The 14,151-nt window shown below is 59.0% G+C and carries 18 protein-coding genes; 11 read left to right on the forward strand and 7 right to left on the reverse strand.

The window, feature by feature from the left end; translation table 11 throughout:
• Positions 1-115 precede the first annotated feature (115 nt).
• The 3 genes from AB1E42_RS13390 to groES all read right to left on the reverse strand — a co-directional run bounded on the left by AB1E42_RS13390 (position 116) and on the right by groES (position 3,005).
• Positions 116-811 carry a DUF3800 domain-containing protein gene (locus tag AB1E42_RS13390; protein ID WP_368344734.1) on the reverse strand — a complete coding sequence of 232 codons (696 nt, stop codon included), beginning with the start codon at positions 809-811 and terminating at the stop codon, positions 116-118.
• Between the two features lie 210 nt (positions 812-1,021).
• Positions 1,022-2,665, reverse strand: a complete 1,644-nt coding sequence (groL, locus tag AB1E42_RS13395) for a chaperonin GroEL (protein WP_368344735.1) — start codon at positions 2,663-2,665, stop codon at positions 1,022-1,024.
• A 52-nt stretch (positions 2,666-2,717) separates the two neighbouring features.
• Positions 2,718-3,005 carry a co-chaperone GroES gene (gene groES / locus AB1E42_RS13400; RefSeq protein ID WP_368344736.1) on the reverse strand — a complete coding sequence of 96 codons (288 nt, stop codon included), beginning with the start codon at positions 3,003-3,005 and terminating at the stop codon, positions 2,718-2,720.
• A gap of 339 nt (positions 3,006-3,344) precedes the next feature.
• On the opposite strand from groES, the gene AB1E42_RS13405 reads away from it, so the two are divergent.
• The 5 genes from AB1E42_RS13405 (at position 3,345) to AB1E42_RS13425 (ending at position 6,106) form a co-directional block, all read left to right on the forward strand.
• Positions 3,345-3,680: a hypothetical protein gene (locus tag AB1E42_RS13405; RefSeq protein ID WP_368344737.1), complete on the forward strand. Its 336-nt coding sequence runs from the start codon at positions 3,345-3,347 to the stop codon at positions 3,678-3,680.
• Between the two features lie 183 nt (positions 3,681-3,863).
• A complete protein-coding gene (locus AB1E42_RS13410; protein ID WP_368344738.1) occupies positions 3,864-4,175 on the forward strand; it encodes a hypothetical protein in 312 nt (103 codons plus the stop codon).
• Positions 4,175-4,579 (forward strand): hypothetical protein, encoded by a 405-nt coding sequence (locus tag AB1E42_RS13415; RefSeq protein ID WP_368344739.1) that lies wholly within the window; start codon positions 4,175-4,177, stop codon positions 4,577-4,579. Before AB1E42_RS13410 ends, AB1E42_RS13415 begins: the two co-directional genes overlap by 1 nt.
• 186 nt (positions 4,580-4,765) lie before the next feature.
• Positions 4,766-5,683, forward strand: a complete 918-nt coding sequence (locus tag AB1E42_RS13420; protein ID WP_368344740.1) for a manganese-dependent inorganic pyrophosphatase — start codon at positions 4,766-4,768, stop codon at positions 5,681-5,683.
• Between the two features lie 51 nt (positions 5,684-5,734).
• Complete coding sequence (locus AB1E42_RS13425) at positions 5,735-6,106, forward strand: hypothetical protein (protein ID WP_368344741.1); 372 nt, start codon at positions 5,735-5,737, stop codon at positions 6,104-6,106.
• 81 nt (positions 6,107-6,187) lie between these two features.
• Here the strand turns inward: AB1E42_RS13425 and AB1E42_RS13430 are convergent, their stop codons facing one another.
• Positions 6,188-7,441 (reverse strand): aminopeptidase, encoded by a 1,254-nt coding sequence (locus AB1E42_RS13430; RefSeq protein ID WP_368344742.1) that lies wholly within the window; start codon positions 7,439-7,441, stop codon positions 6,188-6,190.
• A 164-nt stretch (positions 7,442-7,605) separates the two neighbouring features.
• On the opposite strand from AB1E42_RS13430, the gene AB1E42_RS13435 reads away from it, so the two are divergent.
• The 5 genes from AB1E42_RS13435 (at position 7,606) to AB1E42_RS13455 (ending at position 11,512) form a co-directional block, all read left to right on the forward strand.
• A complete protein-coding gene (locus tag AB1E42_RS13435) occupies positions 7,606-8,478 on the forward strand; it encodes a TIGR01459 family HAD-type hydrolase (RefSeq protein WP_368344743.1) in 873 nt (290 codons plus the stop codon).
• Between the two features lie 83 nt (positions 8,479-8,561).
• A complete protein-coding gene (locus AB1E42_RS13440) occupies positions 8,562-9,005 on the forward strand; it encodes a MaoC family dehydratase (RefSeq protein WP_368344744.1) in 444 nt (147 codons plus the stop codon).
• A gap of 44 nt (positions 9,006-9,049) precedes the next feature.
• Positions 9,050-10,000 carry a bifunctional riboflavin kinase/FAD synthetase gene (locus AB1E42_RS13445; RefSeq protein ID WP_368344745.1) on the forward strand — a complete coding sequence of 317 codons (951 nt, stop codon included), beginning with the start codon at positions 9,050-9,052 and terminating at the stop codon, positions 9,998-10,000.
• A complete protein-coding gene (locus AB1E42_RS13450) occupies positions 9,993-10,463 on the forward strand; it encodes a YcgN family cysteine cluster protein (RefSeq protein ID WP_368344746.1) in 471 nt (156 codons plus the stop codon). The genes AB1E42_RS13445 and AB1E42_RS13450 overlap by 8 nt, the downstream gene beginning before the upstream one ends.
• Positions 10,463-11,512 carry a low specificity L-threonine aldolase gene (locus AB1E42_RS13455; protein ID WP_368344747.1) on the forward strand — a complete coding sequence of 350 codons (1,050 nt, stop codon included), beginning with the start codon at positions 10,463-10,465 and terminating at the stop codon, positions 11,510-11,512. The genes AB1E42_RS13450 and AB1E42_RS13455 overlap by 1 nt, the downstream gene beginning before the upstream one ends.
• On the opposite strand, the gene AB1E42_RS13460 is transcribed toward AB1E42_RS13455, so the two are convergent.
• Positions 11,509-12,108, reverse strand: a complete 600-nt coding sequence (locus AB1E42_RS13460) for a 2-hydroxychromene-2-carboxylate isomerase (protein ID WP_368344748.1) — start codon at positions 12,106-12,108, stop codon at positions 11,509-11,511. The genes AB1E42_RS13455 and AB1E42_RS13460 overlap by 4 nt on opposite strands.
• Positions 12,109-12,223: 115 nt before the next feature.
• Here AB1E42_RS13460 and AB1E42_RS13465 point away from each other — a divergent pair, with 115 nt between their 5' ends.
• Positions 12,224-13,243, forward strand: a complete 1,020-nt coding sequence (locus AB1E42_RS13465; protein WP_368344749.1) for a ribose-phosphate pyrophosphokinase — start codon at positions 12,224-12,226, stop codon at positions 13,241-13,243.
• A 1-nt stretch (position 13,244) separates the two neighbouring features.
• Here AB1E42_RS13465 and AB1E42_RS13470 read toward each other — a convergent pair whose 3' ends face one another.
• Positions 13,245-13,595 carry an H-type lectin domain-containing protein gene (locus AB1E42_RS13470; protein ID WP_368344750.1) on the reverse strand — a complete coding sequence of 117 codons (351 nt, stop codon included), beginning with the start codon at positions 13,593-13,595 and terminating at the stop codon, positions 13,245-13,247.
• A 119-nt stretch (positions 13,596-13,714) separates the two neighbouring features.
• The gene (locus AB1E42_RS13475) at positions 13,715-14,143 is read right to left on the reverse strand and encodes a F0F1 ATP synthase subunit epsilon (protein WP_368344751.1); all 429 of its coding nucleotides are present in this window, start codon (positions 14,141-14,143) and stop codon (positions 13,715-13,717) included.
• Between the last annotated feature and the right edge of the window lie 8 nt (positions 14,144-14,151).

Genomic DNA, 14,151 nt, shown 5'->3' on the forward strand with positions numbered 1-14,151 from the left:
TCGAGAAGATAAACTTGCTTTTTACGAATCTCTGACTATGTTTCCAACCAAAGGTTCCCTCCCGATGACAAGAACCCAAGGGGTTCTCCGAAAGGTAGTCGGGGGGGTCATATTTTTAGTAGTAAAAACTCGATCCATTTTTAAAAATCTCGAACTCGCTTTGGATCTGTTGCGAAATGATGTTGTGAAACGAAACATCGCCCTTCTCCCAGCGCCGAAAAATTGCCCAGTTGAAATAATCCGCTATTTGTAGGCCATAATGTGCACGGGATGCATGATGCATAACCCGATAAGGTGTTGCAGCCGGCAACATCTCAGCTAATGAAATTTTTACGGCTTTCTCGATGGCTTTTCGTTTCTTGGCGACAGGCAGACTGTCAGTAATAACCACAACCTCACCTATACCGTGTGTCGCTCTCGAAATAGCGTACCGCAATAGATATCCGAGCATCTTTGGATAGAACTTTTCAGGCGGCTGCAATGCCGGACCAGTCTTGCGCTTTTCGACAACAACTGAGTCAACCGAATTAGGAGGAATTGACCCCGCGAGTAGCGAAAAAACCTTGCGCCGCACGAACCGATTATCATTGCCGCAATGAAAGTATTCCATTTCGATACGGGGTGCTATCCGGTGTTCAATAAGGTCATATTTGTAGGTGTCTAGGTCAGTATGAAGCGTAAACGGACGATACAAACTAACGCAAGTGAGCGTAAAATATGTCGAACCTGAGGGTGAAAAATCGAAATTCCCACCCTCATCTAGAAAAATATAGAGAGTGTCTAATCCGGGTAATGGTGCAAAATTTGGCATCAAGAGTCAAAAAAGTGAAGGTGCATTAGCCATACACGCTAAGGTTTAGCTCCCCAAATTGGAAGGCGACTTTTCGCCATTTTGAAAATTCAATCACTTCATCGATACGATGCGCCCCCGCGCGCGGCAGCACTCCCCGCGCGGCACCCCCCAAAAGAAAAAGGGCCGCCCGAAGGCGACCCTCAAACTGTTCCGCGAGGAACGGCGTGATTACATCATGCCGCCCATACCGCCCATGTCACCCATGCCGCCCATGCCGCCGGCCGGAGCGTCTTTCTGCGGCTTGTCGGCCACCATTGCTTCGGTGGTGATCAACAGGCCAGCAACGGATGCTGCGTCTTCCAGAGCGGTACGCACGACCTTCGCAGGGTCGATGACGCCGAACTTGAACATGTCGCCATATTCATCGGTCTGTGCGTTGTAGCCGAACTTCAGGTCAGAGGATTCACGGACCTTGCCAGCAACGACGGAACCGTCAACGCCAGCGTTCTCGGCGATCTGGCGCAGCGGAGCTTCCAGAGCCTTACGAACGATGTTGATGCCGTTGTTCTGGTCAGCGTTTGCACCTTCCAGACCGTCGAGCGCCTTCGCACCCTGAACCAGAGCAACACCACCGCCGACGACGATGCCTTCCTGAACGGCCGCACGGGTCGCGTTCAGCGCGTCATCAACGCGGTCCTTGCGCTCTTTCACTTCAACTTCGGTCATGCCGCCAACGCGGATGACAGCAACACCGCCAGCGAGCTTGGCAACGCGCTCTTGCAGCTTCTCACGGTCATAATCGGAGGAGGTTTCCTCGATCTGGCCACGGATCTGCGAAACGCGTGCTTCGATCTCCGCCTTGTCGCCAGCACCGTCGACGATGGTGGTTTCGTCCTTGGAGATGGTCACTTTCTTGGCGGAGCCGAGCATGTCGATGGTGACGTTCTCGAGCTTCATGCCGAGGTCTTCGGAGATCACCTGACCACCGGTCAGGATCGCGATGTCCTGCAACATGGCCTTACGACGATCACCAAAGCCCGGTGCCTTCACGGCAGCGATCTTCAGGCCGCCACGCAGCTTGTTGACCACCAGCGTTGCAAGAGCTTCGCCTTCCACGTCTTCTGCGATGATCAGAAGCGGCTTCTGCGACTGGATGACCGACTCGAGCAGCGGCACCATCGGCTGAAGCGAGGAGAGCTTCTTCTCGTGCAGCAGGATCATGCAGTCTTCGAGATCTGCAATCATCTTCTCCGAATTGGTCACGAAGTAGGGCGACAGGTAGCCACGGTCGAACTGCATACCTTCGACAACATCAGTCTCGGTTTCGAGGCCTTTGTTTTCTTCGACGGTGATTACGCCTTCGTTGCCAACCTTCTGCATCGCGTCTGCGATCTGACGGCCGATTTCAGCTTCGCCGTTGGCGGAGATGGTGCCAACCTGCGCAACTTCTGCGCTGTCGTTTACCGGGCGTGCAGCCGCTTTGATGGCGCCGACAACCTTTGCGGTGGCGAGGTCGATGCCGCGCTTGAGGTCCATCGGGTTCATGCCAGCAGCAACCGACTTCATACCTTCTTTAACGATGGCCTGAGCCAGAACGGTTGCAGTGGTGGTGCCGTCGCCGGCTTCGTCATTGGTGCGGCTGGCGACTTCTTTCACCATCTGCGCGCCCATGTTCTCGAACTTGTCTTCCAGTTCGATTTCCTTCGCCACGGAAACACCGTCCTTGGTGATGCGCGGTGCGCCGAAGGATTTGTCCAGAACCACGTTACGGCCTTTCGGGCCGAGAGTTACCTTCACCGCGTCAGCAAGCGTGTTTACGCCGCGAAGCATGCGGTTGCGGGCATCGGTATCGAATTTGACGTCCTTAGCCATTGAGCTTTCCTCGTCTATAAATCAGTTGAGTTGTTCAGGTGGAAGCCGTCGCTCAGGAGATGATCCCGAGGATGTCGCTTTCCTTCATGATGAGCAGTTCTTCACCGTCAACGGTGACTTCAGTGCCCGACCATTTGCCAAACAGCACCTTGTCGCCAGCCTTGACAGCCATTGCGATCAGCTCACCGCTATCCTTGCGGGCACCTTCGCCACAAGCAACGATTTCGCCTTCAGCAGGCTTTTCCTTGGCGCTGTCGGGGATGATCAAGCCGCCAGCGGTTTTCTCGTCGCTTTCCACACGGCGGACCAGAACGCGGTCGTGCAGCGGTTTAAAAGCCATATTCGTAGCTCCTCAGCTATCTGTTGTTTCCTAAAACCTCCGCAGGGCGGAGGTGTTATCACTCACTCACTGCGAGTGCTAACGGCGGATAGGTAAGGAGGTCGCCCCCGCCTGTCAAGAAGACTCGCGGTAAAAAAGTCACGCCGTCGTGATGGTTTTTTAACGCCGCGAAAAATTCCCTTGAGACTCCCGCTCCGGTTGCTATCAGCGCCCCATCGAATGCCCCAACGGGGCAAGGAGGCCGCTATGTATCTAGGATCTTTCTTTACCGCCTGGTGATCCCACCAAGCCCGCGCCCCCTTTCTGGCCTCGCGCCACTCCCGTTTTCAGGACAGTTCGATGTATCCCCCGATCTTTGTGGCCGATCACCGTATCGGCCCCGCAGCCTCCCTCGGCGATTCCCGCCACCATGACCGCCCACCCGCGCCGCGCCGTGGTGCGCCCGTGGTGCTGGTGATGATGCCCGATCCCGCCACCGCGCCACATGGCCCACATGCGGCAGTGATTCCGGTCGTTCCCGCCCCGCCAGAGATCCGCCGCGCGGCGCTCGTCGCCCTCGCCGCCGATCCCCGCTTCCAGCGCCGCGCCCTGCCCGCGCCCCGCACCGGCCTGCGCGTCCGGCTCGGCCAATGGCTCATGGCGCTCGGCTGGCAGCTGGTGCGGCGGGCGCCATAACCTGCATCAACGTGAATTATCGACGCGCACAAGGTTACAAGAATAACAAAGTATTAACGATTCAGCCTCACCTTGAATTCGTATTCAGAAAAACACACCATGATCAATGTCAGGACCACGAATTGACGAATCCTCCTCCAGTGCTCACATATAGTCAGCAGGTAACAAGCGAAGGAACAAAGGGTGAGCGACTTTATTGAGGGACAACCCGCGCGTGCCGATGCCTCGACTGATGAAATCATCGAGGCTTATCGCGTCCCTGCGCCAGGTGCCAATAAGTTTATCATAAACCTTGGGCGACCTGGGCTTCGCATAGCCTTCGGTGAGATGCATGACCAATTAGAGAAGCCAGTCTTCCACAGCGGAGTGACACTTCACCCATTGGATGCAATCCGACTTTACAAGATATTACAGGAAATGCTCGAACCAATCGAACGGAATTTTCGCGAGCAAGGTGTCATTTCCAGCGAGCCGTCAGAAGACGGAGGTCACTAATGGCTGACAAAAGCAATATTTATGACTTCTCACCCGCACAGGGACACGGAGGAAGCGGTGGATCAGGAGGGGGGAACATTTCATGGAGAGACTATGTAGATGCCCAAGACAAATTAACTCGAGCAGAAAACAGCGCGAGTTTTGCAGAAATCCGATATGGATTGGCTCACATCGGAGATCAATTCGAGATCCAAAAAGAGCTACTTCAAACTACTAAATCGGCGGCGAATGAAGCAAAAACGGCAGCGGAGGGAGCCATGGCAGCCGCGACCAATACGAAATGGAACATCATCGCGACGGCAATTGGTGTTGTTGGCGTTTTGTTTGCCGCTTGGGCGATATGGGGCCAAGGTATTGAAATGGTAGCCAGCATTCTGAACTCAGCGGGTTCAATCTCAAAATAGTGCTTGGTCTGACATCTGAATCCTAGCGCAGCAAGCACAGATTATTCCGAATTGACCTTCCACACTTGCCGCCATCGCGCGGCCATATCGTCGCGCAACCCCGCTTTGCGCGCGCGGCAGGGTGACAACCGCCGCGCGCCTTTCTATAAGGCCCGCGATTTCCATTCCTTCTTCTAAGGACACATCATGACGACGCTCGTTTTCGGCCACAAAGCCCCCGACACCGATTCCACCGGCGCCCCGCTGATCTGGGCGTGGTATCTCTCCCATAAGGGCGAGGCTGCCGAGGCCCGCCTGCTCGGCCAGCCCAACACCGAAGCCACCTTCGTCGCCCAGCGCTGGGGCTTCGACCTGCCGCAGGTGATCGAGGACGTCGCCAATGATCAGCCCTGCGTGATCGTTGACACCAACAACCCCGCCGAACTGCCCGCCAACATCAATAACGCCGATGTCCGCGCGATCATCGACCACCACAAGCTCGTCGGCGGGCTGGAAACCAAAGGCCCGATCGACATCACGATCCGCCCGCTTGCCTGCACCGTCACCGTCATGCACGGCCTGATGGGCGCAGACGCCGCCGCGATGCCCGACGCGATCAAGGGCCTGATGCTCTCCTGCATCCTGTCCGACACGCTGGAATTCCGCTCCCCCACCACCACCGAGACAGACCGCGCGCTGGCCGAAACCCTCGCCGCTGACCTCGGCATCAACATCGCTGACTACGCAGCCGAGATGTTCGCCGCGAAATCCGATGTCTCGGCCTTTTCTGACGCCGAGCTGATCCGCATGGATTCGAAAGCCTACGAAGTCGGCGGCACCAATTTCCGCGTCTCTGTGCTGGAAACTACCGCCCCGCAGATCGTCATGGACCGTAAAGACAGCCTGATGGCCTCCATGCCCACCGTCGCCACTGAGGATGGCGTCGATCAGGTGCTCCTCTTCGTGGTGGATATCCTCAAGGAAGAGGCCACCCTGCTCGTCCCCAACGATCTGGTGAAAACCGTCGCCGAAAAGAGCTTCGGCGCCAGCGTTTCGGGCGATACGGTCGTCCTGCCCGGCATCATGAGCCGCAAAAAGCAGATCATCCCGAACCTCGCGGTTTAAGAGTTTCGGATCGGGCCGCCTCGTGCGGCCCTTTTCATTTGAGGAGGAGCCATGACCTACCGCAACACCATACTGGCAACGGCCATCCTCTTCCTCGCACTTGCCACAGGGCTGCTGACTGCGCCAGGTGTCTTTGCCACAACATTCGGCCTTGAGCCGCTCTCAGGTACCGCAGTTATGGCACGCCGCGCGGGCATTCTTATGATAGGGCTGGCAGGTCTCGCCTACGCGGTGCGCGATCTCCCCTCAGGCGCCACGCGAAAAACCGTTATCCAAACATTCGCCGTGGTCTTCATCGCCTTCATCATTCTGGGCCTCATCGACCTGATCCGTGGCACGGCCGGTGCTGGCATCTTCGTGGCGATCCTGCCGGAAACCGTCTTCGCCGCGCTCTTTCTCCGCCTGTGGTTCAAAACCGGATAACGCAGCAACGCAGAGCTCCCGTCACCCGATGCAAAACGGCGGCGCCCAGGCCGCCGCTATTCACCGCGCCGCATCCCGCCGTTACGCGGCCCAGCCACCATCGCGGAACACAGGCACCCGCGTGCCATCGGCCTTGATCCCGTCGATCTCTGTTTCCGGCCCGCCGATCATCCAATCCACATGGATCAGGCTCTCGTTGCCACCCGCTGCCGCCATCTTCTCCTTGTCACCGCTCACGCCCTCGACAAAGCACTCCGAATAGCACTGCCCCTGCGCAATATGACAGGCGGCGTTCTCGTCGAACAACGTATTGAAGAACAGCACACCCGTATCCGAGATCGGTGAGCGGAACGGCACCAGCGCCACCTCGCCCAACCGCGCCGCGCCCTCGTCGGTGTCGATCAGCTTGCGGAACACATCCTGCCCGCTGGCGCATGTCACCTCTACGATCCGCCCTGCCTCGAACCGCGCCTCGATCCCGTCGATCAGCGTACCCTGATGCACCAGGGGCTTGCTCGCCCGCACCGTGCCATCCACCCGCTGCGCATGCGGCGTGGTAAAGACCTCCTCTGTCGGGATATTCGGGTTACAGGCCACGCCGTTCTTCGCCATCGACGAGCCGCCATTCCAGCTATGCCCCTCGGCCAGACCCACCGTCAGATCGGTGCCCGGCCCCTTGAAATGCAGCGCTTGGAATTTGTGCTGGTTCATCCAATCCTTCCGCGCATGCAGCCGCGCATCATGCTCAGCCCATGCGGCGACCGGATCAGCCTCGTTCACCCGCGAGGCTGCAAAAATCGCCTCCGCCAACTGGCCGACCGCCGTATCCTCATCCACATCGGGGAAGACCTTCTTCGCCCAAGCGACCGTCGGATAGGCCACGATGGACCAGTTGATGTTAAAGCCGGTGATCCGCTCCATTGCAGGCCGTCCGGCGATGGAGTTGGCCTTGCCGATCCGCGAGATCTTCTCGGGGTCTTGCCCCGCCAACAGCCCCGGATTCTCGCCCGAGATATTCATCCGCGCCGCGTTGTTGTCATAGGCTTCCGCCATCCCGTTGAAGAGCCAGTTCGCCGCGCGGTCAAAGCTCGCGTCACTGCCATGCGCAAATCGCGCCAAAACAACATGTTCGTCATGCACCAAGGGCGTCACCAGCCCCGCACCCGCGCGATAAGCCACCGCCGCGATCCGGCGCACCAACGGCATCGCCTCCAGCGGCGCGGTCAGCACCAGATCCTGCCCCTCTTGCAGGTTCAGCCCCACATGCACCGCCACCTCGGCGAGCTTGTCGAGCTTTTGCGGGTCGATTGCGGGATGTGCCTCCAAAATGGCCATGAAACTCTCCTAAAAATGCTGTTTCGAGGGACTGTAAAGTTTTCGCAAACGCCGTCCAGACCGATTAACCATTCATCAATTTTGCTGCATGTGCGATATGCATCGGATGTGCATGGATTGTGCATCACTTGTGCATCGCCGTTTTCGCCGTTTCAGGAGCCCCCATGACCCGCATCATTTCCCGCTTTTCCGAGATCTCCGACGCCTATGATCTCGCCTATGTCGATCTCTGGGGCTGCATGCATAACGGCCTGCGTGCCTTCCCTGATGCCGTGGCCGCGATGCAGGCGTTTCGGGTCTCCGGCGGGCGCGTCGTTCTGGTGACGAACGCCCCCCGCCCCCGCGCCGATGTCGAACGCCAAGTGGCGCATTTTGGCATCCCTGATGACGCATGGGATGTCGTCGCCACCTCCGGCGATGCCGCGCGTCTGGCGCTGTTTCGCGGTGTGGTGGGCAGCAAGGTCTATTTCATGGGCGAAGAGCGTGATCTCACCTTCCTCGATCCCCTGAAGATCGTCGAAAATCCCGTTGAAATTCAGCGCGTTCCGCTGGCAGAGGCCGAAGGCATCGTCTGCTGCGGCCCGTTCGATTCCCACGCTGATCCAGCCGTGAACCGCCCCGATTTTCTCTATGCCAAACAGAAGGGGCTGAAGCTCCTCTGCGCCAATCCCGATGTGGTCGTAGATCGCGGCGAGAGCCGCGAGTGGTGCGCCGGTGCGCTGGCCGAACTCTATACCGAAATGGGCGGCGAGAGCCTCTACTTCGGCAAGCCCCACCCCCCCATCTACGACCTCGCCCGCAAACGGTACGATGCCCTCCCAGATGCGAAACCCGATCCGCGTATCATTGCTATTGGGGACGGGATTCGCACCGACATCCTCGGCGCGCTGGGAGAGGGGATCGACAGCCTGATGATCACCGGCGGCCTCGCCGCCCGCGAAACCGGCACCCATACGCAACCGGACGCGGATATGCTAAGTACTTACATTCAAAAGGAAAAAGTCGAACCGACCCATGCCATCGGCTATTTACGCTAGCTTAACTTTTTCTGCACTTGCAAAGTAATTAAATTGCGCCTACTCTCGCTGAATAGGATATTTATTGCGCGACGGATGAGGTCATGTTGGATAATTTCCCCAGAGGGACGATCTGCATCGAGGATATCGAGATCGGGATGACCCGCTCGCTCCGCAAGGAAGTGACCGACCGCGACATCGAACTTTTCGCCGAGGTATCGACCGATAGAAACCCCGTTCACCTTGATGAAAGCTACGCGCAAGACACCATCTTCGAAGGCCGCATCGCCCACGGCATGCTGACCGCTGGCCTGATCTCCGCCGTCATCGGCGAGCAGCTCCCCGGTCATGGCACGGTCTATCTCGGCCAGTCGCTAAAGTTCCTCGCCCCCGTCCGCCCCGGCGATGTCGTTTTGGCCGAGGTTGAGGTCACGGCGATCGATCATTCCAAGCGCCGCGTCTCGCTCGACACCCGCTGCATGATCGGCAACAAGAAAGTTCTGATAGGCGAAGCCACAGTTCTCGCCCCAAGCCGCAAGTTCGACTGATCACACCGCTTGCGCAGCCCCGCGCGAGCCGCTAGGCATCGCTCATGCGCATCATACGGGACACGCTCTATCTTGATCCGGCCGACCGCGGCGCCGTCGCCGCCATCGGCAATTTCGATGGTGTCCATCTCGGCCACCAAGAGGTCATCGCCCAAACGCGCAAGGCGGCTGCCGCCCTATCCGCCCCCCTCGGCGTGATGACCTTCGAGCCGCATCCCCGCGAGTATTTCGCATCTGTCCACGGTGCGGATCTCCCCCCTTTCCGCCTGATGAGCCCCGAGGCAAAGGCCCACCGGATGCAAAAGATCGGCGTCCAGCGGCTCTACGAGATCACCTTCAACGAAACGCTTGCGGCGCTCGAACCGGCTGATTTCGCCCGTAAAATCCTGCACGAACGTCTGGCGCTCAAACATGTCGTCGTCGGCGCTGATTTCTGCTTTGGCAAGGGCCGCGCTGGCACCGCTGCCGATCTTCAGGCCTATGGCACCGAGTTCGGCTTCGGCGTTTCCATTGCCGAGATGGTCACGCTCTCCGCCGGCGAGGTGTCCTCCACCGCCATCCGCAATGCCCTGTCGGAGGGCCGCCCCCGGGACGCTGCCGCCATGCTCGGCCATTGGCACCGGATCGACGGCGAGGTCATTCGCGGCGACCAACGCGGCCGCGACCTCGGCTACCCCACCGCCAATATGTCCATCGCCGGACTGCACCCGCCCCGGTTCGGAGTCTATGCCGTCCGCGTGGATATTCTCAGCGGTCCGCATCAAGGCACCTATAACGGCGCAGCCTCCATCGGCGTGCGCCCAACCTTTGGTGAGAACCACCCCAATTGCGAAACCTTCATCTTTGATTTCAAAGGCGATCTCTACGGCGCGGGGCTCTCTGTCGCGCTGGTCGATTACCTCCGCCCCGAAGAGCGGTTCGACGATCTCGATGCCCTCATCACCCAGATGGACGCGGACTGCCATAAGGCCCGTGAAATCCTCGCCAATGTCTAAGAAACCCGCCGCCTCCGGCCTGCGAGAGCGCTTCTGGGCCACCGTCCCTATGGCCCAGATGACCGAGGCGGAATGGGAGGCCCTCTGCGACGGCTGCGGCAAATGCTGCCTCAACAAGCTCGAAGACGAAGACACAGGTGAGGTCGCCCTCACCCGCGTCGCCTGCCGCCTGCTCGACGATAGCACCTGCCGCTGCTCTCAATACCCGATCCGGCACCAGTTCATCCCCGAATGTATCGTCCTGTCACCCACGTCGATCACCGAGCACCTTTACTGGCTGCCGCAAACCTGCGCCTACCGCCTCGTTTACGAAGGCCGCGACCTCTATGACTGGCACCTGCTGATCTCCGGCGATCCGCAAAGCGTGCATGACGCGGGCGTCTCCATGCAGGGCCGCACCGTGCCAGAGTTCGAGATCGAAGAAGACGATTGGGAAGATCACATCATCGAGGAACCGCTCTGATGTCTTTCGCCTCCGACAATACCGGCCCCGCCCACCCCAAAGTGCTCGACGCGATCATCGCCGCCAACGTGGGCTATGTCCCGAGCTATGGCGCTGATCCCCTTACGGTTGAGGCCGCAGACATGGTGCGCGAGCTGTTCGAAGCGCCCGAGGCAAGCGTCCATTTCGTCGCCACCGGCACAGCCGCGAACAGCCTCATTCTTGCGTCGCTCTCCACGCCATTTGACGCAATCCACTGCACCGCCTGCGCCCATATCACCGAGGATGAGTGCAACGCGCCCGAATTCTTCACCGGCGGCGCCAAGTTGCTGCATGTGCAGGACGAACACGGGCTGATGGACCCAGCTGCACTGGCCGCAGCACTCGGCTCGCATGACCCGCGCAGCATCATGGTTCCGCAAAAAGGGCCGGTTTCCCTCACCCAAGTGACCGAAACCGGCACGCTCTACACGCTCGAGCACCTCCGCAGCCTGACCGACATCGCCCATAGCCACGGCGTCAAGGTTCACCTTGACGGCGCGCGCTTCGCCAATGCCATCGCCGCGCTTGGTTGCACCCCTGCCGAAATGACGTGGAAAGCTGGCATTGATGCCGTCAGCTTTGGCGGCACAAAGAACGGCTGTCTTGGCGTCGAGGCATGCGTAATCTTCGATCCGTCCTTGTCTCGCGAGATGGAACTGCGCCGCAAACGCGCGGGCCACCTGTTTTCCAAGCACCGGTATCTCGCAGCGCAGATGCAAGGCTATCTGTCGGATGGCCTCTGGCTCGATCTGGCGCAGCGGGCGAATGCTGCAGGCCAAAAGCTCGCCGCCATTTTGCGCGCCCACCCCGAGGCGCGCCTCCTTCATGAGCCGCAAGCCAACATGATCTTCGCAAGCCTGCCACGGCGGATACACAAAGTCTTAATTGCTGCCGGTGCAAACTATGATCTGCACGGTAAGCTCGATTCCGGCAGCGATCATGATCTGATGACAGCGCGTTTCGTCTGTGATTGGTCCACAACCGACGAAGCGATTAACACTTTCGAAACGCTTCTCGCCCCGCGTTAGAGCTTCCCTGCCAGATGTAGGTCCAGATCGTCGATCCGGTCCTGCCCCCAGAATCGCTGATCATCGTCAGTGATATAGAAAGGCGCGCCAAATGCGCCGCGATTAACCGCTTCTTCAAGATTGGCAGCATACGTCTCCGCGCCAACCATCATCCCGCTATCCGCGAGCGCCGGATCAAACCCCGCCGCGCTGAGGCAATCACGGATCACGTCGTCTTCCGCGATGTTCTTCTCCCGCGCCCAAACCGAGCTGGTAATCTCCTGCACCAGCTTGCCCAGATCACCACCACCCGCATTCTGCGCCGCGATGATCGCATAGGCCGCAGGCGCCCCATTGGTCGGCCAGAAGGCCGGTTGCAGGTTGATCGGCATGTCATGTTTCTTGGCGATCCGCGCCAATTCCTGAAGCCGGTACGCAGCCCTGTTCGGGTGCCGGTCCTTCGGCGGCGTGCCCCCGGTCCGTGCGAATAGCTGCATGATATCCAGCGGCTTATAGGTCACGCTCGCCCCATGCTTGGCAGTAACCGCCTCGAACCGCCCACCAGCAAGATAGGTGAAGGGCGAAATCGTTGCGAAAAAGTAGTCAATATGCGGCATTTAGCCCTCCCTGAGGCGCTCGATTCTTTGCGCGAGGGTAGTGGTGTGCTAGGCGGTGTCAACGACACGATTCTGTTACGTCGTCACTGTGCGCTTCACTTGGGGATCCCTGCTCATGCCATCCATCACAGAACCGAAACTCATCTCGGGCAACGCGAACCTGTCGCTTGCCAAGGCGGTCGCCCGCCGCATGTCCATGCACCGTGGCATGAATGTCGGGCTGGTCGATGCGCGTGTCGAACGGTTCAACGATCAGGAGATCTTCGTCGAGGTTTTCGAAAACGTGCGCGGCGAGGATATGTTCATCATCCAGCCGACCTCGAACCCCGCCAACGACAACCTGATGGAATTGCTCATCATCGCCGATACCCTACGCCGCTCCTCGGCCGCGCGTATTACTGCGGTAATCCCCTATTTTGGCTATGCCCGCCAAGACCGCCGCGCCAAGGCCCGCACGCCGATCTCCGCCAAGCTGGTATCCAACCTGATCGCAGAGGCCGGCATCGAGCGCGTCTTGACGATGGACCTTCACGCAGCGCAAATTCAGGGTTTTTTCGACATCCCCGTCGATAACCTCTACGCCGCGCCGATCTTCGCCCTCGATATCAAGCACCACTTCCGCGACAAGCTGTCAGACGTGATGGTCGTCTCTCCCGATGTCGGCGGCGTGGCCCGCGCTCGTGAACTGGCACAGCGTATCGGCGCGCCGCTCTCGATCGTAGACAAGCGCCGTGAAAAGCCCGGCGAAGTGGCCGAAATGACCGTTATCGGGGATGTCACTGGCAAGACCTGCATCATCGTCGATGACATCTGCGACACCGCTGGCACGCTCTGCAAGGCCGCCGAAGTCCTGATGGAAAAAGGCGCAACCGAGGTCCATTCCTACATCACCCACGGCGTGCTTTCCGGCCCAGCCGTCGAGCGGATTTCCAAATCAGTGATGAAATCGCTGGTGATCACCGACTCCATCGAACCGACCGAGCCGGTCAAAGCGACGAGCAACATCCGCATCGTGCCGACCGCCCCGATGTTCGCTCAGGCAATCCTCAACATCTGGAATGGCACCAGCGTTTCGTCCCTGTTCGAGCACGAAACCCTCGGCCCGATCTACGAAGGCATGTACCAGTCTTCCTGATTTAGTAGAGATCCCATTCATCGGCATGGCGGGCCTCACCAATGGCCTGCCATCCGGCACGGGCACGGGCGACCTTGGTGTCGCCCCATGTCTTTACCACAATGTCGAAACCCGCCTTGGTGACGTTCTCCACCACGATGTCCAGCCGTGCGGTATCGTTATTGGCAATATCCCACAGGGTAAACCACGCCGTTACCGCAGGCTCGCTGCGGAACGTTTCCGAGAATGCTACGCTGGTGCGGTGTTCACGATCACCGCTGCCGCTCCACATCGGGCCATCATCTTCGAAATCCGAGAACAACAGCAGGTCGCCCTGCTCGACGCCCAGCATGTGATTTCTAAAACGCTTCATCCAATCACTCGTTCAAAACCTTTCGGGCAGCATATACGAAGATCAGGCAAATTTTGGTTCAAAAAATGAAAATGGCCCCACGAAGGGGCCATTTCTCAATTTGCAAAGCGAGCTGGGCCTTAGCTACGCGCGGTCAATCCGATGTGACCGCCCATCGCCACCATGTCAGAGAGCAGCTTCGCTGCATCATCGACTGGGCCAGGCTCGTTCTTGAATGTCTCTTTCGCCTTGTCCAGAGCCGTACGCGCATCGGCGACCATCGCGTCATAGACGTCTTGGGTCACTTCCGCGCTCGGCATGGCTTTCTCGGCCAGAACCGAAACGCCCTTCGCGGTGATCTCGGCGAAACCGCCGGATACCACATAGTCGTCGGATCCACCCCCATGCACGACGCGCAACACACCCGGACGGAGCGTGGTGATCGTCGGCGCATGGTCAGCCATGGCCGTCAGGTCGCCATCGGCGCCTGGGATCTGGACCTCGCGAGCCTGAACAGAAGCGAGCTTCCGTTCAGGAGAGACGAGATCGAATTGCAGAGTATCTGCCATGATTTCCC

Origin of the sequence: Pelagovum sp. HNIBRBA483 (assembly GCF_040931995.1) — a bacterium.
Classification (GTDB): domain Bacteria; phylum Pseudomonadota; class Alphaproteobacteria; order Rhodobacterales; family Rhodobacteraceae; genus JAEPMR01.